18 protein-coding genes are annotated in these 23,883 nt (G+C 39.4%); 2 read left to right on the top strand and 16 right to left on the bottom strand.

The features are described from left to right. Window positions 1-9: 9 nt before the first annotated feature. From G4Z02_RS05220 to ord, 13 genes are all read right to left on the bottom strand, one after another. Window positions 10-4,398 (bottom strand): InlB B-repeat-containing protein, encoded by a 4,389-nt coding sequence (locus G4Z02_RS05220; protein ID WP_258876948.1) that lies wholly within the window; start codon window positions 4,396-4,398, stop codon window positions 10-12. A gap of 141 nt (window positions 4,399-4,539) precedes the next feature. Then, window positions 4,540-5,454, bottom strand: coding sequence for a carbamate kinase (gene arcC / locus G4Z02_RS05215; protein ID WP_258876947.1), 915 nt, complete (start codon window positions 5,452-5,454; stop codon window positions 4,540-4,542). Further along, a complete protein-coding gene (argF, locus tag G4Z02_RS05210; RefSeq protein ID WP_258876946.1) occupies window positions 5,447-6,466 on the bottom strand; it encodes an ornithine carbamoyltransferase in 1,020 nt (339 codons plus the stop codon). Before argF ends, arcC begins: the two co-directional genes overlap by 8 nt. Before the next feature lie 10 nt (window positions 6,467-6,476). After that, window positions 6,477-7,700, bottom strand: a complete 1,224-nt coding sequence (gene arcA, locus G4Z02_RS05205; protein WP_258876945.1) for an arginine deiminase — start codon at window positions 7,698-7,700, stop codon at window positions 6,477-6,479. 14 nt (window positions 7,701-7,714) lie between these two features. Next, window positions 7,715-8,788 carry an alanine racemase gene (gene alr, locus G4Z02_RS05200; RefSeq protein WP_258876944.1) on the bottom strand — a complete coding sequence of 358 codons (1,074 nt, stop codon included), beginning with the start codon at window positions 8,786-8,788 and terminating at the stop codon, window positions 7,715-7,717. Continuing rightward, entirely contained in the window at window positions 8,781-9,839 is a 1,059-nt protein-coding gene (gene orr, locus G4Z02_RS05195) for an ornithine racemase Orr (protein WP_258876943.1), read from the bottom strand. The genes alr and orr overlap by 8 nt, the downstream gene beginning before the upstream one ends. A 5-nt stretch (window positions 9,840-9,844) precedes the next feature. Then, window positions 9,845-11,206, bottom strand: coding sequence for a glutamate mutase L (locus G4Z02_RS05190; protein WP_258876942.1), 1,362 nt, complete (start codon window positions 11,204-11,206; stop codon window positions 9,845-9,847). Next, window positions 11,196-13,403 carry a D-ornithine 4,5-aminomutase subunit OraE gene (oraE, locus tag G4Z02_RS05185; RefSeq protein ID WP_258876941.1) on the bottom strand — a complete coding sequence of 736 codons (2,208 nt, stop codon included), beginning with the start codon at window positions 13,401-13,403 and terminating at the stop codon, window positions 11,196-11,198. Before oraE ends, G4Z02_RS05190 begins: the two co-directional genes overlap by 11 nt. Then, window positions 13,400-13,765, bottom strand: a complete 366-nt coding sequence (locus G4Z02_RS05180) for an ornithine aminomutase subunit alpha (RefSeq protein ID WP_258876940.1) — start codon at window positions 13,763-13,765, stop codon at window positions 13,400-13,402. Before G4Z02_RS05180 ends, oraE begins: the two co-directional genes overlap by 4 nt. 10 nt (window positions 13,766-13,775) lie before the next feature. Next, entirely contained in the window at window positions 13,776-15,158 is a 1,383-nt protein-coding gene (gene ortB, locus G4Z02_RS05175) for a 2-amino-4-oxopentanoate thiolase subunit OrtB (protein ID WP_258876939.1), read from the bottom strand. Further along, complete coding sequence (gene ortA / locus G4Z02_RS05170; RefSeq protein ID WP_258876938.1) at window positions 15,151-15,453, bottom strand: 2-amino-4-oxopentanoate thiolase subunit OrtA; 303 nt, start codon at window positions 15,451-15,453, stop codon at window positions 15,151-15,153. Before ortA ends, ortB begins: the two co-directional genes overlap by 8 nt. Beyond that, the gene (locus G4Z02_RS05165; RefSeq protein ID WP_258876937.1) at window positions 15,446-17,065 is read right to left on the bottom strand and encodes a potassium channel family protein; all 1,620 of its coding nucleotides are present in this window, start codon (window positions 17,063-17,065) and stop codon (window positions 15,446-15,448) included. The genes ortA and G4Z02_RS05165 overlap by 8 nt, the downstream gene beginning before the upstream one ends. Before the next feature lie 26 nt (window positions 17,066-17,091). Further along, window positions 17,092-18,138: a 2,4-diaminopentanoate dehydrogenase gene (ord, locus tag G4Z02_RS05160; RefSeq protein WP_258876936.1), complete on the bottom strand. Its 1,047-nt coding sequence runs from the start codon at window positions 18,136-18,138 to the stop codon at window positions 17,092-17,094. Between the two features lie 204 nt (window positions 18,139-18,342). Here ord and G4Z02_RS05155 point away from each other — a divergent pair, with 204 nt between their 5' ends. Next, the gene (locus G4Z02_RS05155; RefSeq protein ID WP_258876935.1) at window positions 18,343-19,767 is read left to right on the top strand and encodes a WG repeat-containing protein; all 1,425 of its coding nucleotides are present in this window, start codon (window positions 18,343-18,345) and stop codon (window positions 19,765-19,767) included. Window positions 19,768-19,786: 19 nt separating this feature from the next. Continuing rightward, window positions 19,787-20,293 carry an InlB B-repeat-containing protein gene (locus G4Z02_RS05150; protein ID WP_258876934.1) on the top strand — a complete coding sequence of 169 codons (507 nt, stop codon included), beginning with the start codon at window positions 19,787-19,789 and terminating at the stop codon, window positions 20,291-20,293. Window positions 20,294-20,316: 23 nt separating this feature from the next. On the opposite strand, the gene G4Z02_RS05145 is transcribed toward G4Z02_RS05150, so the two are convergent. The 3 genes from G4Z02_RS05145 to G4Z02_RS05135 all read right to left on the bottom strand — a co-directional run bounded on the left by G4Z02_RS05145 (window position 20,317) and on the right by G4Z02_RS05135 (window position 23,873). Continuing rightward, complete coding sequence (locus G4Z02_RS05145) at window positions 20,317-21,966, bottom strand: InlB B-repeat-containing protein (protein ID WP_258876933.1); 1,650 nt, start codon at window positions 21,964-21,966, stop codon at window positions 20,317-20,319. Window positions 21,967-22,056: 90 nt separating this feature from the next. Then, entirely contained in the window at window positions 22,057-23,025 is a 969-nt protein-coding gene (locus tag G4Z02_RS05140) for a hypothetical protein (protein ID WP_258876932.1), read from the bottom strand. Between the two features lie 62 nt (window positions 23,026-23,087). After that, complete coding sequence (locus G4Z02_RS05135) at window positions 23,088-23,873, bottom strand: class I SAM-dependent methyltransferase (protein ID WP_258876931.1); 786 nt, start codon at window positions 23,871-23,873, stop codon at window positions 23,088-23,090. Window positions 23,874-23,883 lie beyond the last annotated feature (10 nt).

Raw genomic sequence — 23,883 nt, 5'->3', positions numbered from 1 at the left:
AACTCCTCCTTAGTTCCAGACAACCGCGTCAATGGACCATAAGATTGCATAGTAATAATCGATATCGGCCTGATTACGACCAGTGTATATGATCGTTACGGTTACCGTATTTCCGTCAAGCGCATCAAGAACTTCCTCGAACTCCCCAGCGGTGATACGCATAACGTATCCGTCCTCGATTGATCCAAAATGAGGATCGGGGACCATGTCATCACTGGCATGAATGGTTCCGGTAATCGTATACACTTCATAGAACATCTCTGTTCCTTCATATCCTAGGGCGATAAAATCATCAAGACTTGTTACGGTTGGTGTAATCGGGATGTCATTGTCATAGGACAGAATATCATAGAACAAGGCGGTAATAATTGTGTGATTCTCATAAACATTGACATATCCATATAATACGACTTGTGCACCTTGTTCAAGGAGGTTATCCTCAGTTTGCATCGTGACACTAATATGATTCGTGCCATCGGAAATAAAGACGATTCCATCAGAGCTTACGGTCACTATTCCTTCAAAGGTAACGAAGTCTTCATCGGTTAAACCGGATAGATTAAAATCGTCTAATGAACTAAATCCAGCAATTGGTTCAGGATCATCAAGCGATCCATATAGCGTGATATCGTCTTCCGGTACATTCAGTCCATAATAGCGCTCGGTCAAGGCTTCATCCGTATACCATCCATCAAAGGTACTTGCTTCGGATACCCATGGTGTATAGGCGGTAAAGAGATTCCCAGGAACATCTTTCATTTCTTTGACAACCTCTCCATTTATGACATAAGTTATCGTTGTCATATCAGGGGTAATGGTAATCTCATCGGAGACGATGATCGCCGTATATTCTGGAGTACCAGTATAATTGTAGAAGGATACATATAGCACCTCAATGGTAACGTATTGTCCGTCGAGTGCATTCAATGTATGAATTAGGGTATCATCCTCTCCGCTGGGTACGTGTAATCGCATAACGCTTCCAAATTCGTCTGTGTTACCAAAATAGGGTCGATAATTGTTTTCATCGGCCGCATGGATCACATCGGTTATTGTAAAATATTGCAGGTATTGTGTCGTATAACCATTTGTTTCATCCACAAACTCGGTATACGTTACGTCTGCGGATACTAATGGATTGGGGTTATCATTACTAAGGATTTCATAGTAGTACGTAAACATATATGCAAAAGGAAGCTCAGAACCGTTGATGGTACCATGAACTTCAATTTTATCGCCAACAACGACATCGTCATAATCAAGTGGGCTTTTCTGGATAACCAATTGATCGACACCATCGGTTGCGATGACATTATATCTATCAATTAAGGTTACAATCAATTCGATACTAACATAATCCTCTTCAGTATACTCTGAATCGAAATAATCTTGGATTGAGGTAAAATAAACAACTGGCTCGGGAAGATCATTTGTCCCATACAGGGTAATGTCCTCATCTGGAGCATACACCTCTTCATAAGGGGTCTCGAGGGTGGCATCGGTATACCATCCATCAAACATATCCAGTGCATTTGGGGGTTCATATAAATTCATATATTCGTCAACATAAAACTCATCGACATGGACAATCTCATCGTCAACAATATAGGTGACTTCGATGATTTCTGGTTCAATCACGTCACCAATCGCAATCGGAATTGCGTCATAATTAACAATCTCACGACCGTAATCGCCGAGAAAAATTAACGTCACTGTTACAATTTGGCCATTTAGTTCAGACATCTGTGCCGAGATTGCCTGCGCTTGGGCTGAGTACGCATGGAAAATCATGACATGGAGAGAATCGTCGGATAAAAAGCGTGGATACTCTCCTCCAATGATGGTATCGGTTATCGAAAACAGCTGCATCTCAAGGCGACTAGTATCAGCGGCGATAAACTCTTCAAATGTCATTTCAATCGGTTGCAAAGGAATCGCATTGTCACTCGATACTACGTCAACTCCATACGTATGAAATTCGGTGTGACTATAATTAACTAGCATATTCCCATATACAATGACACGGTCTCCAGCTTCTACGGTAAATGCGTCCAATGTATTAGATGTAACAAGCACATTGACATCACCATCAGTAACAAACATTAACTCGATGTCATTATAGACAACGATGCCTTCAAAACTAATATAATCACTGTAATTATAGATCGAACTGCGAAAACCTTGAATGGAAGTAAAATGAGCTTTAGGCGTTGGCAGTGTAATCTGGCCGTAAAGGGTGAGTGAATCATAAGGAACAAATGTTCCAGTATAGGGTGTTGTCATTTCAACATCCGTGTACCATCCATCTAACTCTTCCATATACGATAGCGTCGGTTCATACAAATCCAAGTCTTCCCCGGGGAAGTACTCGATAACTTGCGTTACTTGACCATCGAGAACATAGGTAATTTGAATCGGATCTGGTAATACGGAATAATACAGTGTCAAATCGCCAACAATCGGAAAACTGTCATCAAACGCGGTAATCAAACTATCGTTAATAAACCATCCATAGCGGGACTCTGTATCGATTACCGGCAAGTTGATGTATTCACCGTGTGTTACTATCATCGGATCAATTGGATCCATGGTATCGGGTACAACAAAATCCACGGTATACGTCTGTTCGGACATATCGTGCACGGTAATATCATCGGCTGTGCCATCAAAGCCAAATATCGCATTGATGAGTTCACCATCAAAAATTTGTAGATCAAAATAGTAGAGATTCAACGTTACTGTTTGATCAACATACTGACTTAATATTGATCGCGCTGTTGCATCCATCGGATGATAAAATTTAATAACATACTCGCCATCAAACAATGATAACTCATTATCGTGTTTCTGTAATATTCCAGTTATATAGTAGCGTGATGCAACTATAGTGTCTATATGAACCGGCAACAACTCTGCAACCGAGGATTCCACAACTGGCCACTCAAACTCATCATTCATACCCACTTCAAGGGCACTGAGTACTTGATGCATATCGAGTGTTCCATTCCAAATCTGAACTTGCCCAATCAACGAGATTGTCATTCCTTTTGGAAAATCATAAAACATGCGATCATAGATTGGAACAGACATTACGGTTGTCCCATCGGAAACATAAATCATATTCTGCGCATAAGCGATAACGGTTCCTTCTACACGAACAACTTCCGTTCCTGCCACATTCGCTTTAAGCTCCGTTAGTGAATCAAAGTCCGTTACCTCGTAATCCATCGTTCCGTAAACAGTAATATCTTCTCCAGGCATCATAATATCGGTAAAACGTTGCGTTAATTCTGCATCGTTGTACCAACCATCAAACTGATATGTGGTTGACGGGAGATATGGATTGATGACATCATTTTGGTAATAATCTCGATACGCAAAGATCTCATCATTAATCATATAGGTAATCCGGAATTGTTTAATCTGAAACAATGCATACAAATGGATTACCGGATGAAGTTCGTCCTTGACAAGTTCTCCTTCTTCTAACGGAATTGTCAATGCGTTATCCATGTACCATCCCACAAACACCAAACCACTGCGTTCCGGTTCAGGATGACTTGTGATATCCTCGATTTCCTCAAACTGCTGATATTCTAAAATCGAGCTGCCATAGTGATATGCAATGTAAAATTCAACGTCTTCTAAGACGAGATAAATACTTGTATCTTTCGTTACTGGCGTATTAAAATTATACACCGTTTCATAGGTATCATCGGTATACCAAGTGTGGTTACGTTCAATATCGAGAATAGGTTTATTAAAGCTATCTTGATACTGTACCTCAATTGGATCCAAATCATACATGACTTCCGGTACGACAAACGTTACCGTAAAGGTAGATATTTCAAATAATCCGTATAGATTCAATTCAAAGTTCTCATCAAATAAATCGGTATTTCCTGTATATTCTATCGTTCTCTCCGGGTCGGTATACCATCCGACAAAGTCATATCCTTCGATGTCCACATCATAGACTTCATCATCACTAGGCAAACTATAATATGGCAAAGACATTACAAGATTATCTTCCTCATCTTCAGTTCCGACATAGAAGTTATAGGTATACGATCCTTCCATATGTAAATACAGCGTCATATCACGGATCACGCCTTTGTTCGCATCAAACGGGGTTGTATAGGAATCATTGGTAAACCATCCATACTCGAAATCGACATCGACTTCAGGTAGATTTAGGAAGAACCCTTCATACAAATCCACCGATTCGATTTCATCCATTCCTTCGGGTACAACAAAGTCCACTGTATTGAGTGCTTTACGAATACAGCGGTCCCCTTCTTTATAGTAGGTATTATCTTCACAAACAACTTCTTTGTCACAGGCTTGTAATAATAACACTGCGACAACCATAATTAGTACTTTCATCCATTTCATCATGTCCACACTCCTAGTATTATAAATGAAAGGCACACGTGTCAGGTGTGCCCTCTCCCTAACATAACCATATTATACTAAAAATCATGCGATATGACAAAAGTATTTTGTGTAATTAAAAAATCCCTAATTAAAGGGATTTTGTTATTGTGTGATAATTGTTCCTGCCTTCAATTCGAAGGCTTCTTTCGCATTGTTCAAAGATGCGATGATTGCGGTTTTACCACTCGAAGTAAAGCGCGTTGTCGCTTTGATTTTTGGTAGCATACTACCCGGTGCGAAATGCCCTTCTTCGATCAGTTTTTGTAGACGTGTCGTTGTAACGTGATGAAGGGCTTCTTGTTTCTCTGTTCCAAAATGGATGTAGACATTGTCAACAGCAGTCAAGATTACAAGGTAATCGGCATCAATAAGTTCCGCAAGTTTCTCACTAGCATTATCTTTATCAATAACAGCAGCAACACCGTGGAGTAATCCATCTTGTTTGATAACAGGGATGCCTCCTCCACCGACGGTAATGACGATGTGTCCATCATGGAGTAAGGTTTTTACCATTTCCTTTTCCTTGACGTCAATCGGCATGGGACTTGGGACAACGCGTCGATATCCCCGACCAGCATCTTCAACCATCGTATAGCCCATGGTTTCCGATAGTTGATCAGCTTTTTCTTTGGTATAAAAACTACCGATGGGTTTACGGGGGTTATCAAATGCTTCATCGTCTTTATCAACGATTACTTGCGTAACAAGTGCCGCAATAGATTGTTCAATTCCTTGTTTGTGTAGTTCGTTCCCAATCGCATTTTGCATGTGAAAGCCAATATAACCTTGGCTCATTGCCCCACATTCGGGGAAGGGCATGTTGGGGGTTGAGGAACTTTCGCTAAAGGCGAGATTAATCATCCCTACTTGTGGTCCATTGCCATGGGCAATGACGACTTCGTGTCCAGCTTTGATTAATTCGACAATCGGTTTTGCGACTTGCCTTAGAAGTTGTTTTTGTTCTTCGGCGTTTTTACCTAATGCATTACCACCCAGACTAACAACGTATCTACTCATGGTGATCACGCAAGGTAGCAAGCATCACAGCTTTAATCGTATGCATCCGGTTTTCGGCTTCTTGGAAAACGACGGATTGTGGGGATTCAATCACTTCATCGGTGACTTCCATTTCACCGTTTTTCACGGTTGGATATACGTCTCCAAAGTCACTGGCGATTTGGGCACCAACATCGGTGTCTTTACCGTGGAATGCGGGAAGACAGTGCATAAAAATGGCCTTATCCGATGCGTTTTTCAAGGTGCTCATATCCACTTGATAGGGCGATAGTTGAGCGATTCGTTCATTCCATACTTCTTTGGGTTCACCCATCGATACCCAGACATCGGTGTAGATGACATCAACATCTTTGGTTCCTTCCATTTTATCTTCGGTGAAGGTGATTGTTGCGCCGGTATCTTTGGCAATTTCTAGACATTGATCAATTAGCGCTTGTTCAGGCCATAGTTCTTTTGGTGCAACCCCAGTAAAGTGAAGCCCCATTTTTGCCGACCCAATCATTAAACTGTTTCCCATGTTGTTGCGCGAGTCACCGACGTAGGCGAATTTGATTCCTTGTAGACGTCCAAAATGTTCTTGGATGGTTAAGAAATCAGCGAGGATTTGAGTGGGATGGTATTGATCGGTTAATCCATTCCAAACCGGTACCCCAGCGTGTTCACCAAGGAGTTCAACGTGTTCTTGTTTGTACCCACGAAATTCTATTCCATCGTACATCCGTCCCAGCACTCGGGCGGTATCTTTGACGGATTCTTTTTTGTTCATTTGACTTCCGTTTGGTCCTAAGTAGGTGACACCCATGCCAAGGTCTAATGCCCCAACTTCAAAGGCACAACGTGTTCTTGTGGAGTCTTTTTGGAAGAGTAATACAACGTTTTTGTTAGGTAGTACTTTGTGTTCGATTCCGTCGTATTTTTCTTGTTTTAAGGTAGCTGATAATTCTAAAAGATACTCAATTTCTTTTGTAGTGAAATCAAGTAGTGTAATAAAATTACGATGTTGTAAGTTCATAGGAGTCTCCTTATTCTTTTATTTCTTCACGGAAGAGGGGCATGGACATACAGCGAGGTCCCCCTCTTCCTCGTGATAATTCACTGGATGGAATTTCTAGTACTTTAATCCCTTCTTTACGAAGAAGTTCATTGGTTACGTGATTTCGTGAATAAACAATAACAACACCCGGTGCGATGGCGAGTGTGTTGGCACCATCATTCCATTGTTCGCGTCCTGCGGTAATCAAATCGTTTCCACCAATATTGATTAGTTTTATCGGTCGCTGTAAGTGTTTTTCCAATATATGTTCCAAGGTTGTGACGACTTTTTCGACACGGATGTCTTTCTTCCCGTTCTTCGTGATTTCAAAAATGGTTAACTCTTTCATAATCCCGGGGTGAATGGTAAACGTACCATGATCGACTTGGGTAAACACGGTATCAAGGTGCATGAACGCCCGAGATTTCGGTATGTTAAATGCCAAGATTGTCGTAAACGACGCATCTTTATGAAACAACTCGCGAGCCAGTGATTCAATGGCCCGAGGATCGGTTCGTTTACTAATACCGATAGCCAGGGTGGATGGACTTAGAACTAAGACATCTCCCCCTTCGCTTTTCCACCTCGTAGTTCTCTTCTTATAACAGGGGATTGTAGCATTTTCAAAACGAGGATGATAGGCAAAAATATACTCGCTAAAGAGGGTTTCCCTTGTCCGAGCATCGGTCATCATGTTATTGATAGCAAGCCCGTTCCCAATGGTTGCAAAAGGATCTCGTTGGAACAATAAATTCGGGAGAGGATCGGCATAGAAGGGATACTCACTTTCCAACATATCCAAAATGGAAAAACTAGTATCAACTTCAATATCATGAGTGCGAATTCCTTCGATCATTGTTGAGACCAACTCATAGTTATCCATTTTAATTAAGTACTTATAAATACCATTTTTTACGGTATTTGATAGGATATTGGATTCCTCGATAAATTGATTAATAAAGTGCTGGCGTACTTCTGGATGATTATCCAATGCTTCAATAACCAAATCCTTGATATACAATACTTCAACACCGTTATCACGCAATGTTTGTGCAAAGGCATCGTGTTCTTCTTGAGCTACCTTTAAATACGGAATATCATCAAACAGTAACTTCTCGAGTAAATCAGGAGTCAGATTTTCTAGTTCCTTCCCCGGCCTGTGTAATAGAACTGTTTTTAAACGTCCTATTTCTGAAAATACTTGTAGTTTCATACGTCACTTCCTCTCTATTTTTTATATATACGTGGTACACGTTTTGATATCTGACAAATGACTTCATAATTAATTGTATCCAATCGATCAGCAACCTCATCAATTGAAATTAAACCACCGAACAAAATAACCTCATCGTGTAGTTGTACAGACTCGTCAACTTTAACAAAAGTCATGTCCATACAAATCCGTCCAACAATAGGATAACGTTTGTGATTTATCTCAACAAAACCACCCGTATTCTTTCGGATAAACCCATCAGCATATCCGATTGGTAAGACGGCAATAATTTCTTGACCACTAGATTCATAACTTGCACCATAACCAACAAACTCACCAGCGGTCAGTCTATTTAGTTGACTGATTTTAGTTTTTAGGGTAAATGTGTTCTTTAAAAATTTGATATGGTCGATATAAGTTAAACCATATAAGCTAATTCCGAGTCGGGTATGGGTAGTCCATGGTAGATCCTTCTCAAATTGAATTTGAGAACTCGAATTTGAAACATGAATCATTTTGAACTTGAAATTTAAATTCGTGAAAATATCATCAAATCTATTCAACTGTTTTTTATAGTATGAAATATTTTCATCAGCAGTGCTAAAATGAGTGAAAATTCCTTCAAGGAAAAATTTTTCATTTTTTTGAATTTCATCAATTACTTCTTTAATATCATGATCCGACTTAAATCCAAGTCGATTCATACCAGTGTCAACTTTGAGATGAATTTTTAGAGTTTTTGACAATTTTGGACAATTTTGGAGTTGATTGAAATTACTCATTGTAACAGTAATGTTATTCTCACTTGCAATGAGTAAGCCTTCGTTTTCAATAATACCCATGCAAAGTAGTTCAATATTAGGGTAAACTCTTCTCAGTTCAAGGGCTTCTTCTAAGAGACTTACCGCAAAGTAGTCAATACCTTTATCAATCAAGTACCGTACAACCTCTACTGCGCCATGACCATACGCATCAGCCTTAACTACTGGGATCACTGTTTTTGGATGTACTATTTTTTGGATCGATTTTAAGTTGTGGTATAAGTGCTTTAAATTAATCTCAGCATACGTTTCACGATATCTATTCATCATAGTACCTCGTCACGTATTTTGATGTCATTAAGCTTAATATTGAACTATAGGTCAATCGAAATAGCATCATGCCACCAACTTCGTATATATTATGCCCTTCAGTAGCATCAACAATGATATGATCACTACTAGACCCTATCGGTTTGATAGTATCAAACGGTATCAGTTCACGATGATCTACATCCTGTTTACCTACCGCTAAGATAGCTCTAAGTCGATTACCTTTATCCTCAAATGTTGGTACCTTTCCGAAGGCGTCCATACCTATCTGACCTATCGGAACGGTAGGTTTAACCTTAAGCTCAATGATATCAGCTTCGAGACAGAATACATCATTGTAGGTGCCATCAATATAATTTCCATATGCTGTTTCTCGTCCTAATACAAGGCTTTCTCCTAATCTAAGGTTGTTAATTCCTGATGGTATCTTATCCTCTAGTAGCATATCGATACTTGAAGAGTTTCCTCCACTTACAATTTCGAGTGAAATATCGAATTTTTCTTCAATATTTTGTTTGTATTTAAGAAGCTGATTCATGTTATCAATCGATGGTATGACACCACCATAGCAAGTGAGGTTAGTTCCGATACCCCGTAGTTCAATATGAGGTAGTTCTAATACACGTTTAACTACATTATATACCTCATTTTCATCGAAAATACCTTCTCTTAAATCACCCAGGTCAATCATTAGTATAATACCATGTTTTGTACCATATTTATGTGATTCTGAGTTTAATAACTCAATTGTTGATAGCTCAGAGTTCAAAGAAATATCTGAATATTGAATCACATCTTCGATTTCTCCGTGACTTGGAATCCGCAATAAAACCTTGGGAATATCAGTTGAAATCTCTTTTAAATTTTGAATTCTTGAGTCAGCGATATAGTCTACTTTTTCTTCATTAAGAATTTTTACGAGTTTGTGGTCAGCACAAAAAACCTTGGTCACTGCCATCATTTTTACATCTCTTTTATGACATTGATCACGTAAAACTTGTACATTTTTTCGGAACTTTTTTAAATCAATGATAATACTTGGATACATGAATATCACTCAATTCTTAACGTTTTTCTAAGTAGTCGTACACTTTTCTCTGGATATTTCAATGAAAGTACTCCTAACGATGCCATGATGTAATCATGGTCTTTTAGAATCGTTACATTCTTGTTTGGGAGTAGTTTTCGGTGATTCGTTCGAATATACTCATCTATGATCTTTTCGGTATGACTTAAGTTTACCAATGCCCCTCCAGTTAAGATAACAAATTGAACTTTGGTTAGGTCTTTTCCTTCTGGTATAATCTTTTGACCCGAGCTTGTAAATACTCGTCTTAAATCACCAACATGGCGGTCTAGCGCTAGTTCAGTACACTTTTTTGTTAGTTGGTAAACAAGTGTCTTTTGATCTTTCGTTGTGGGGATATATGTATAGTTTTCTAGTAGTTTATTTAGTGTATCTTCTGATAGTCCGGATGCAATACTTAATGTGTTATCTTCAAAGAGTCGAACGACATTTTTGTGATTAATAAATACTCCTAAATCACCTTCAACAGTACGTTTTGAGCGCGGCTCACCCTCTTGATATTCTTTGTATTCATCGCTTGGTTCTGCGACAGAATGGATGTCAGTGGTAGCCCCACCAACATCGATTGTCATGACATTACCTAAGTGTTCATAGAGCATCATTGTCGCTTCCATTACACTACCTGGAGTAGGCATGATATTTTGATTAACCATGTCATGGATGTGATTCATTCCTGGTGCATGAATAATATTTTCTTCAAATGTTTGGTAAATGACTTTTCGAAGCGGTAAGATATTCAAATAATCAACTCGTGGATATACATTTTCGACAATTTTAAGGAGATCTTGTTTATGATGCTTAGCAAAAAACTCTTTAATGTCATGATGATTATCAATATTTCCAGCATAAATGATTGGAATATCAAGATTCAAGTGGAGGATTTTCTCAATGTTATAGAGTGCTGTTTCATACTCTCCATAATCGGTCCCTCCAGCGACAATAATGATGTTTGGTTGAATGTTTTTAATCCGCTTTAAATCACGATGTTTAACCTTTCCAGCTGTTACTAAATGAATGTTTGCTCCTGCGTTTAAAGCAGCTTCTTTGGAGGCTCTAACCGTCATTTCGTAAACCAGTCCATGGACGGTTACTTTTAGTCCTCCAGCAGCACTACTTGTTGCAAACATTTCACTGTATTCGATACTGTCTGTGTGAAGGTTATTTTGTAGGTTTTTGATGGCTAAATTAAGACCGATCGTAACATCTGAGGCGACTGTGGTGTTGGCAACACCACGTCCTAAAAAGCTAGGGTTTGATTGGTGGATATTAAAGGCATTCACGATGGTAGTTGTTGAACCGATTTCAGCAACTAAAACATCAATCTTCATTCATCATATCCTTGTGTTTATTAATGATAAAACTTGCTATATGAATACCTTTTGTGCCACGACCAAATCCTTGGTCCATATGACTGTTTCGTGCAATTTCAGGAGTTACCTGAGTCCCTCCTGCGATTAAGATTAACTGATCACGTACACCCTTTTCAACAGCGTAGTTATGCAGTTTTTTCATATTTTTATAATGGACATCATCATGCGATATAATGGTGGACATCATAATGACTTGAGAACGTGTTTCAATCGCAGCGTCGACAAATTTTTCGATTGGTACACTAGTTCCTAAATAAGTGTACTTCATCCCGTATTTTTCGATGCCACCATGTTTAATATCGAGTACTTCTCGAATACCCACACTGTGTTCATCATTACCAGCTGTACCAGCAACAACGTTGATAGGATGATCTTTGATATACTGTATAATATCCTCTTCAGAATGTGCTTCAACGACTTCCGGTAATTCGAGTTCGTCTATTTTAATATCAACATTAAATGTTCCCTTAATCTGGATTCGGGTACCTTCTGAAGGATGCAGAACTTCTTTATGGATTACCTCAACATCGGTTAAGTTCATCTTTTCACCTGTTACAAGTGCAGCAGCCTCGGCTGTTCGTTCATCGGTTGCAAAGAATAAATCCACGGTAACTGTACCATCACCCAACCACTGTACTTCAGGTCGTAAAAGACCTCCAGTACGGTATTTTTCACTCTTCTCAAGGCGTAGATAGACATTGTCTGTTTCATCTAGTTCATCAATAAATTGGATCATTTCTGGATGTTCCAAGGTGCATCCGTCAATTAAAGAACTGGGATCATCAATTGCATTTTTATCATACTGCGCAATATTATTGTATCCATAATGTGCAGTCACAGGTGCCATATAGTCTTGATCCCGTTCAATAACAGTACCGTTACCTACCCCACCATTGATTTCACGAGAGATTCCATCACCATTGCGTTGGGGATATTCACCACTATCAACAAACATACCAGCTTCTACAGCATTGAAGTATCCTCCCATCTCAATAATCTCTTCCATCATCAGGATGGCGCGCTCTTGAATCTCACGTTTTTTATCTTGTAAGTAACCGTCATTTTTAAGATTGACCATACTTAGTAAATCATCCATTCCAATGAGGGCTTGTTTGGCGGTATCGAGTGCTTCGATGTTGTAAATATGCCACGGAACATTACGTCCTTCATCCGGGGTGATTGTAGATTGGATATCTGCGCTTGTCAATCGAGTAATTAACAAGTTCAAAACATGAGTTACGGTTGCTTCACGTGTCGATGAATCCATATATTTGGTATTCATCTGTGCTCGCATCTTGTAATCCCCTAAAAATTCTCTAAGTGCAACGGCATATGGTAGATTCAATTTTAAATCCGGTGTTGGGGATGCTGCCGGAGGTACGGTCGAGAGACAAATATTCTCTTTTTTAATTCCAACTTTTTCACTGAATTTAGAATTAATGATATGCTGCACTAATAATTCAGGCATGACTTTCCAAGCATCTCTTGCAGTTGCATTTGCGTTATGCGCCCCATCGATTTGAGCCATCGAGGCGTAAGCCATAATCTGTTTGCTCTCTGCAGCATCAACAAAACTACGTACCATGTTGATATTGCGGTATAATATGTTATATTGAGGGTCTTGATGAGCACCATTTACACCCTCTTCAGCAAATAACAAAGCGATTTCAGGTCCTGCTACACCAGACACATAACTATGATAGTTTATCGGTCTTCCGACTTCCTCCTCGATGATATCTAATGCTCTGCGCTGGGCTCTAACTTGTTTTCTTGTTATTGGAATACCACCAATACCTTGTGGTGTACCTTCGAGTAACCCATCGAAGTGTGATTGCCCTGCAGTACGGATTACCATAATGTGATCAGCACCATGATAGGCAGCCATACGCATCCGACGAATGTCATCTTCAAATCGTCCAGATGCTATTTCTGTTGTGATAACTTCGGATGGTTGTGGATCGATATTTCCGAGATGTCTCGCACTGGGTAAAGGTACATAATTTTGAAGCGATGGGCTTGCTTGGACATAAGTAAAGTCTCGAATTTGTTGTGGTGTTTGGTCGCGCCATACCCATCCACGTTTTTGTGGTTGATAGTGCCGTAAATCCTTCAAGATTTCATGAATATTTAGCTTTTCATTCGGTTTTAAGTTCATGATGTCACCTCAAAATGGGACAAAAGGAACTCAATTCCCTTATTATTTTCAATGAATTCTCCTGCTTTTCTAATAGTAACATTGAACTTCTTTGATACTAAATATACGCATTGACCACTACCTTTTCGTAGCAGGTTATTTTCATGTAAAATGTCAACGATTGTCTTCGCTTCTAAACTATTGAATCCCATCCGAAGTAGGATACTTCGTTCAATCGATTTGGACGTGTTTTTATATGCCAAATCCAGTAGGGGATCGACAATTTTATCTGCGAGTTGTAAGAAGTATTGTTTGAGTTCTTGATCGGACATGTGTTTTAAATGTTCACGTCTTGTCTCAAAGTCATCGATACGTTCTTTCATACTGCACCTCCTATTGTAGTAATGTTTGTATTTGTGTGATATCTAAGCGTAGTTCATCTGCTAGATATTGCAGTTCTAATTCGCTCAATGATTGATCTTTGTAACGTTTTAAATAGGTTTTATGTAAGTCTTCTAATCGAATTTCTTGATAACGAATGAACGAACCATCCTTTGGAAAGATAATATTGGTCCCAGGGATTTCTTTAGTTGGATCTCCAAACAGGATCTCAATACCATTTTTCTTCGCAAATGATAATTGTGGTAGAATGTGTTTTCCAGCTCCGGTATATTCGGTTTCTTGAACCACAATGATTTCATCCTCTTTCATTTCCTGTGCAAGGCAAAATGCAGCTGCTAGGGATGTGTTTCCAGCAGGTCCTCGTTCCATACCTTCTAATTGGGCTAACGCCTCTGTTAAAAAGAATACGGTGCCTTGATTAACCATGACATAGCGGTCCATATAACGCAACGGGCGAGCAGCACTACGTGGTACATCGCTACGATCTGGATAGGTTGCAAATGGGATTCCAAAACCGGTGTGTCCTGTGGTAAATGATTTTCGATTAAAATCATAATCACTGGCCATATGTAGACCGTACAAGTTCACACTTGCCCCGATTACTTTAGTAGATGTTGCGCCGGCCTTTTTAAGGCCTCGTGCGGTACCGGTAAGATTTCCACCACCAGCATTAGTGACAACAACAGCTTCGGGGTATTTACCGACTTGTTCTTTGATTTCAGATGCAATTTCAACACCCAATGTTTCAATTCCATTAACGCCATACGGAGAATAGAGTGATGCATTAAAATATCCTGTTTCATCCAATAACTTTAAGAACATATAAAAGAGTTCCGGACCGACGGAGCATTGGATCACTTCTGCTCCAAAGGCTTCACATTTTCGTGCTTTCTCAAGGATTTCTGGTTGAGCCATATTCTTGGAATCAAACGCTTCTTGGATAATGATGCAATGGAGTCCTTCTTTGGCTGCCAATGCAGCTACGGCGGCACCGTAGTTTCCACTTGTCGCAGCAATAACACCTTTGTATCCTAGTTTTTTTGCTTGGTGAATCGCTAATGCGGCACGACGTGCCTTAAAGCTACCGCTTAAATTGGCGGCTTCATCCTTCAAAAAAATACGGGCACCATATCCTGGTTTGGCGTATTTACGAGCATACTTTGTAATGTTTTTCAACTCGACTAACGGTGTGTTGCCAACCATGTGTTCCTGTTGAATTTTTTGAATCGTTGCAATGTCATAGCCTTGATCACGCATCATTGCTTCATAGTCAAAGGCAATCCCTTCTTGTTCGTAGTCGTTATAATCAATACCGACACTGGCTTTCATAATGTCATTGCGACGCTTCATTAATTCATCATAGGTGTTATTCATGAGAATCACCCCACAGATCCGTATGGATGATTTCACGAACTTTTAATATCTCAGGAACAAAATCACCATACGTATGACGATATGGTGGATTTGCTTCTTTTAAACGACCTGTGAACGTATGTCCTAAGGGCGTTTTAATGGTAACAATATCAAATAAATCCGCATCTTCTTGAAGATATCCTTTTACCCAAATCTTAAAGGGGACTTTGGTGGTTTCTTCGGGAAGATGGGTTGAGCGTTCTTGTGGTTGTAGCACGGTCTGCCTAATGCGTACATAGGTTCCTTTATCAATCATGTTTTCGTGATTCCTCTCGTACAGAATTGATTCCTTCCATGGCGATGTTTGATACAAATGAAATACTTAAGGCAAAGAATGTTAACCCGTAGATCCCTAGGAATCCTCCCCAAGCCTGAGCAATCGGATATTCGGTGGACGGAGCGATGTCGCCATAACCGATGGTTGAGACACTAATAACAGTCCAATAAAGGAAGTCGCCATAGGTATGAAGGCGTTCAACTTTGGTATCGATTATCGCTAGACGCCCTTCATAGAAGAACGGGTTATTGATGAAGTTACCATTGGTATCGGTAAAGTTGAACAGATTACCACCGGATGAATCATAGAAATCCCATAACATGTTTCCTTGTTCATCATAGATGGTGAGGGTATTCCCATTCTCATCGATTCCCATGGTTAGGGGATCGCCATTCATATCATAGACTTGATTGACAGGATCGCCATTCATATCATAGACTTGTTCGACAAGGGTTCCACTGGAATAGATTTCATCATCGACGGTAATGTCGTAATGGACTTCGGTAAAATTATAAGCATCGGGTTGCCAGTTATAAATACTATAGGCAACAACACTAGCATATAATACAACATAAATATGGAATCCGAAGAAGACGATAAAGACGACGCGGGTAACGGCTTTGCTTTTACGTCCCCGAAGGTTTTGGAAGATATTTATTTCGCCGACAATCATATTGAGATTCACTCCTAATAAGGCAATAAATCCAATGATTAGAACAAAGATCATAATCTCTGCTAAATAGGTGATGTCAAAGATGATAAAGACGATATAGATCACCATAACAGCGGCGCTTAGTGTTAATACATAGCCGTTTTTGGCATCAATGCTTTTTTCTAAGATACTAGGGATGATATTGAATAAGAATTGCCACGAGTTAATCACAACTAGGTAAATAATCAAGATGATAAAGGCACTGTAGACAATTTGAAGAATGGCGTCTCCATCTTGAATGCTTGATAGTACTGAGGCAACAACTAGGAGTCCACCAAATAAGAAATACAAGACCAATGTAAAGATGGATTTGTATTTGTTGAATGTTGTTTGGACTTTGTTTTTTCCAACACTAAAGAAGATTTCTTTATGGGCTTCCATTTTCGCCTGTTTAAAGAGACGTCTAAATGGTAATACAAAGAAGTAAAAGACCAACATATGCACATTAAATAGCATCAATACAAAGGCAATAAACAATGCAGCAAAGGCAAAGATTGCCGTTTCAATCCAATCACTACCCGCATATACGGTTGTGTTGATATAAAAATAGGCAACCGCATAGAATACGATACTAAAGATCAGATAAAATAGTTTCCCAAGTGGTTGTCGTTCACGTATTACCTTACCTTCAACTTGAGCTTCTAAGGTCTCTAAGGTTGTTAATTCGGACTTGTCTTTAATGCGACCTGTTTCAGCTTTTGGCTTTTTTGTACGCGTTGTTTTTGATGTACTTGAAGAAGTTGATTTCTTTCTCGTACTCGGTTTTTTTGTACTTGTTGTCGATTTTTTTGTGGATGTTGATTTTTTTTGTGTACTTGGTTTCTTTGTCGTTGTTGATTTTTTGGTACTACTTGTTGTGGTTTTTTTTGTTTCAGCCATTTCTTCACCCCTATGAAATGTATTTATTATGAATCAATAAGATCTCTCATATCTCCTAATATAGCGCGGGGAACCGGGAGATCAATCATTGTTTTCAATCCTGGTTTACTGTTTAGAACGTGGGGTATCATATTGACACACATAGCAATGGTACCAATACCCCCGTCAATTTCCGGTTGGATTCCCATGTTGATTTCCGGTACACCCTTTATAGTAATGTAATCACCGGTATGGGTTCCTTCCATTTCGGGTTCGATTTGCTGTGGGTGTTTCATATCGATAAAGACGTCATTACCGACATATCCTTGTCCCGTCATATTAACACCGGCTACATGTCCTTTTTTCGCTTCACCATAAGGACTCTTACGGTCTACGGTTGTAACGATTGGTTTCATTTGTTGTTCGAAGCGAGTTAGCGGTACTCCAAGTGCATCTGCTATCATTTGAATGCTTTCGGCAAATCCAACATGTCCTGCAAGGGTTTTGCTGTCAACACCCTGATGAAATTCTTCCAGTGTAATACCCACTCCTTGTTCTTCCATAACCGCCGGACCGAACGGACTGAGGCTATTAACACGGTTGGCTTCAATGTGGTCTACACGTTTCATTGTACCACTTAATGCAATAACGAGTAAATCCATAATGAATCCCGGATTGATTCCGGTACCCAACAATGTTACGTTATGGGCTTTGGCAATCGCATCCAACTCCTTCGCTAGTTCTGGTTCCTGTGCTTTTGGATACGCCATTTCTTCGGCTGTGGAGATGCAGTTGATTCCCGCTTCTAATACTTGTTTCATTTTCGGAAATGCATTTTTGGTAAAACTATCGGTTGCAAGTAATACGATATCGCAGATCTCTTTATCTAATAAGGTCGTAATATCATCGGTGATGATGACATCCGGATGGTTACGTTTGGGTTCTTCTAATAGGGAAAAGATACTGGTATTTATAATCGCAGGATTACGATCACATACACCGGTAATTTCAACACCTTTTTTCGTTAATAACATGTCCGCCATTCCTTTACCCATGGCGCCAAATCCCCAGATTACTACATGGATGTTTTTCATTTGTAAGCTCCTTTGTTTATCATCTTGTGTTTTTCCTTAAATAGAATACCATAAAAACGCTTACAATGGTACCCATATATCGCATTTTTTGATGTTTTTAAATAAGCGATATTTACCCAATATAAAAACGTTTTTTGCTTCGATGAGATAAAGCGAAATAATTATGATATAATTATTGTATACACTTCTTAGGGAGGGCGTTTCATGAAAGCTTTACGATACCTAATCATCGGTTTATTAGTAGTCACACTAGTGGCTTGTAAACCGAATAAACAACAAGTGGATAATACCCTTGATATATCGGATTTACTAATCATTGTTGAGAAAGATGATCAAATCGGTTTAATCAACCAGCAAGGTGAAACAATTGTGTCTTTGCAATACGACGACATTCGTCGCTGTGGGACTTATTATCTTGCCCAAGACGAGCATATTGATATATTGGATTACCAAGGTGAACTAGTGAATCGAATTGATGATGCATCACTCAATGGATACAGTACCTTTGATTGTCCTTCTGCGACCGAAGAAACATCCATTTCTACCATCTTCTCCTATACAGCAAACAACCTCATCGGGTTTGCCAATTTAGATGGTATTGTTCTCATCAGCCCCCAGTACATGAGTGGCCAAGCTTACTTCCGTGAATATGGAGTTGCCCGTGTCACCAATAGTGATGGGAAACTCGGATTCATCGATCGCGATGGAAGTACGATCATAACCTTTGATCACGTAAATATGGGACACCCTAGTAGTGAGCGTATTGTTGCTACAAAAGATGGGTCGTTTGGTGTCTATGATACTTCCGGAAATTTAGTTATTCCAATGGAGTATCAATACATTACCGCATACAACGGTGATATTGCCATCGCTTCTAAAACGATTGGTGATCAGTATCTATATGGTGCGATTGACACCGCTGGAAACATTGTGATTCCGTTTCAATATGAGTTTCTATCCTTTGCCACACATGGAAACCTCGTGTTATTCCAAGAAGGGCTGAAATTTGGATATTTGGATTTCTATGGGAATCAAGTGCTGGAACCTAATTACGCTTTACCATTAAACTTTAGTGAAGCTGGATATGCCCATTACTTCAATGGCAGTTTGGTCTCGCTAATTAAAAACGATGGTACGACTGTGTTTGAATTTTTCGGACAAGAAATCTACCGTGCTGATAGTCGCGGGGAATATTATGTAATTTTCAATAATAATACCTATTATGTCTATGACAATCAAGGCAATCAAGTCCTAAGCAGCGATCTGCAAATCAACTATATTTACGATGATTTAGCATTCTTCATCGATGAAGAAAATGATACTCAAGGTTTTATGGATATGAATGAAAGCATCCTCTATGATGGCGATGGAATAGTGATTCCTGGTTCCAATTTAGATTATGGCATATATCGTGTTCAACTTACCGATGGTGAAGACATTACCTATCGTTTTGTCAATCGCAATGGCGATTATATCAATGACATTACCTATGACAACGCATATACAATTACCATATTTGGTTTAATACCTGTCGCTCAAGATGGGTTGTGGGGATTCATTAATCCAGAAGGCGATATTGTGGTTCCTTTGGAGTACGACAATATCGAAGTAGGTTTAATGATATCCTAACGCAGTAAGGAGGGTCCTTATGAAAAAATTCATGCTCATTATTGTTTCTAGCATGGTACTATTTCTCGCTTCTTGTGTTCCAAGCGGGACCTTTTACACGGTAACATTTGATAGTAAAGGCGGTTCAGAAGTCGCTGCCATTGAAGTCGAAGAAGGGGAATTACCTGAGATACCAAAAGATCCCTATCGCATTGGGTATACTTTTGATCGTTGGTATGTTGATGAAGATTATACAACACGGTTTAACTTCTTTGATCGCATGGAAGACAATGTGACGGTGTATGCAAAGTGGAACGTTAATAAATACTTTATTCGCTTCTATGATGATCGGAATAATCTCTTAAAATTCTACGTTGTCGAATATGGGCAGGATTTGAGTTTTGTCACGTATCCTATCCCACCTGAACGAAATGAATTGAAGTTTGCGAGTTGGACCGAGCAAGTCCCAGATATTATGCCCGCGAGTGATTTAGGTATTTATGCAACCTATATGGAAGAAGACCATTTAGACCTCTCATACCGATAAAAAAAGACCATTGCTGGTCTTTTTTAATATCCATAGAACTCCAATGCTTCTCGGACTGGATCATAGTCCGTATCATCAATAAGTATAAATCCATCGTTATAGAATAATCCAGATAATTGCCAATACATGGGGTCATCCCCTAGAGTCACAAAGAACTCTTCCAATATCTCGATAATTGTGGTATCAAGATTGTCTGCATTATAGGCAATTACATCATTCATAATTGGGGCACTGACACCAATCACGTTGGTTTCTGTCCAAATATCGGTTTTACCATAATCGGTTTCCCATTCGTCTGCATAATCGCGACGTGCATCGGCGTAGAATGTTGCAACGTCACAGATTTCGGCTGCTAAACTACTCATACTGTTTCCATATCCGGCAGTTGTTGTAACGTAACCGGTTATATCATCATAGGTTTTACCAAATTTCGTATTGAGCCACATATTGGGATAGACATATCCACTGCTTGAGGTAACACTACGTACACACCAGTTTAAGTCTTTGACATCGTCCCAAACAAGTGGTGCACCGCTATTGACTTTGGCAGCAACTGCTTGTCCTGCAGCACTTGGTCCGGCAATAATTAGAGATCGGTAATATGGAACCTGAACTTGAGAGTCCGACGTCGTCGGCATGCCATCATTCCACAGATTCGCGTCGTCATAGTCTTTATTCAATCCAATACGTGTCAATGCAACCAATGGTTCAATCGGACTGGATTCAACATCATGGTACATAACATATGTTGTGGCAGGTAAATAGGCGACATCAGCAATTCCTACTAATAATGCTTCACCTACGGTTTCGTAGGTAGACCCTACATAGAACTCAATATCAGTATAGGACGAACCAGCATCCTCAAGAGCTGCCAACATGAGTGTTTTTAAGTCTTCAGAAATGTCAAGAAGTTCCTCTCCTGGACGAAATGGTACTAAATATATTGTAAGAACTTGACTAAATTCTTCCATTTCAATGTATAGTGTTACATTATCCGCTGGCATGGCAAAATTCGAGATGACTTGGTTGATAAATTGTTCTTCCTCATAGACACCATTAAATATATAACCTTCCATCGTGAAATCTGTGGGAATATCGACAAGTTCTCCATATGTATACGTAGTCTCACTGACAATATTGCCCATGTTAATAATTGTTAGGGTATATTCTTCAATGGTAAACTTACCATACAATGTTGTGTTGTCCGTGACAACTGCAGATGTAAATTCAAATGGTGTGGTTAATTCTTGATCGCTGTACCAGCCATCAAAGTGGTATCCTTCGACGACAGGATCATCTGTGGTTGGAAAGGACTCTCCGTACGACGTAATAATCGTGTCATACTCTGCATCCGTATAATACGTAACAACCAGTTCAAGCGGTTGCCATTTGGCATAGATGGTAATATTTCCTTGAACCCCTTGCGCAAAATCATATGCGACATTAAATGTCGAATCACTGTACCATCCCAGTAAAGTATGTCCTTCTTTGGTAACGGTTGGTTCACTAATTGCAGTCCCTTTGTCTACTTCCAAAGTAGCATCGCTTCCTAAGGTACCACCGTTTGTTTCATAGGTGATGGTAACTGTTTCAGTAACTGATGGAGTAATGGTTTCACATGCGACTAATAACGTGAGTACTCCGAATACAATTACTAGCATAATTCGTTTCATATTATCCCCCTTATAATATTGTATTTCTTATTATATTATAGCACATTGTTTAAAGAACATTATAAATAAAAAAACACCTCGAGGTGTTTTTTATTCTGGTGTGTACTGAGTTTCGTAATAAACCAACAGTTCTTTCATCACGCGAATCATATTATTTGTGGATACACTACTACCAGCAAAGGTATCAATTAGTGTTTGGTCGTTAATGGCTACGGTGTTTTCTATACCGTGATAGTTACTATTTGTAAAGACCGAGATACCATCTAAATCCGCACTTGTTCTACCAATCAACCACGGTATAAATTCCGCTTCAATTTGACTGTATGTTGCACCATCTGGGATCGGATCGTAATCCGCCCAGTTACCTGGAGTATGACCCTCTAAATCCTCATCAAAGGATATGGTTGCAAGGGAACCGTCTGTTTTATTGATTTGAACATAAGCTGTTTGTAAATAGTGGGCATTCGCAGGAGATGAATCATTTGATAAATAGGCGATTTGAAAATCAACGGTATCGACTCCTTCATATTCAAATAGAATATAGAAGGGAAGTTCCGTTTCATTGCCCATTCCATCTATGTGGATAAATGTCGGTGGTAGTATATCTTCGTATTCATGCCCTAGTTGCACATACTGGAATAATAACAAGGTATAGTCATCATTCAATTCATTATAGGTTTCGGCCAACGTTACGTACGATGCCGATACTTGATCATACAATGCATTAATGGCTTCTAACTCCGCATTTTTGGATGTAATCTCAAAATCCTTAAGGGCGACAATACCTTGTAATGTCGAGAGTTCGTTTGTTTTATCACGTAAACTGGCTAATGCTTCGGAATAATCCTCGGCACACGTGTCGTTCTCTATCGTTTCAATCAAGCCTTCCACTTGGGTTACCAATTCGGCATTGCGTGTTTCCAACTCAGCAATCCGTTCTCGTGCTGCGTCTAGTGCCGCAATGGCTTGACGGATGGTTTCCTCTTGTTCCGGATCATTGCACGCACTGAGTCCTAAGATCAACAGTAATACAAGTCCAATATATCGTAATTTTTTCATGTTATCCACTCCATTATTTTCGTAATGTCAAATATCATTATAACACATGTAAGATGGAATTCTCATATCCTTTTTGCGACAACAAAATAGAGTTCATTGTCGGTAAAATCAGTTTGTCCGGTGGTATCAGAGAAGTAGTCCACTAGTTCAAAGTTGTAATCGTGTAGCAGAATCTCTAATTCTTCAATCGTATAGTGTTTATCCCAATTAAAGAGTTCAATTATTTTCTGTCCTACCGCCTTATCATAGGACAGGGATAGTCCTAGTTCCGGATACAAAACCATTCGTGATTCAATCGAAACCGGCCCTTCCATGAAGAAGCCATCGATTTCTTCTTTCGATGTATACGACTCTTCTAGTGTTTGAAATCGTTTCTCACTAAACACGTCAAAGAAAAATAGCCCTCCTGGAACGAGTGTTTGATGTAGGTTTCGCAAGAATTGCGATCGTGCCTCGGGAGCCATTGCGCCAAAATCACACCAAATCATCATCGCCACATCCAGTGGTTGATTCAAGGTATCGGTAATGTAGTTGAGTTGTTTGTATGTGACATGTTTATTGTGTGATTTCGCATAGTCGAGTGAGGTAGTTGAGATGTCGACACCATAGACTCTGTGTCCTTTTTGTTGGAGTACATTTGTATACAGTCCTGGACCACACCCAAAGTCACATAAACGTTGACGTGGTGCGATGTATGAGTGAATGAACTCAACGGTTTTCTTAATCGTTTGATACCGACGAGAAGCAATATAATTGTCAAATGACAAATGATGTTTCAGCATTTGTTTGGAGATATATGGATCACTCCACATATCAATGGTGGTTATCTTTGAATACGGATCAATCATGACTATCATC

Source organism: Candidatus Xianfuyuplasma coldseepsis (assembly GCF_014023125.1).
Classification (GTDB): domain Bacteria; phylum Bacillota_I; class Bacilli_A; order Izemoplasmatales; family Izemoplasmataceae; genus Xianfuyuplasma; species Xianfuyuplasma coldseepsis.
Note: the sequence above shows the minus strand (reverse complement) of the source record. Positions and strands in the feature narration are given on the sequence as shown.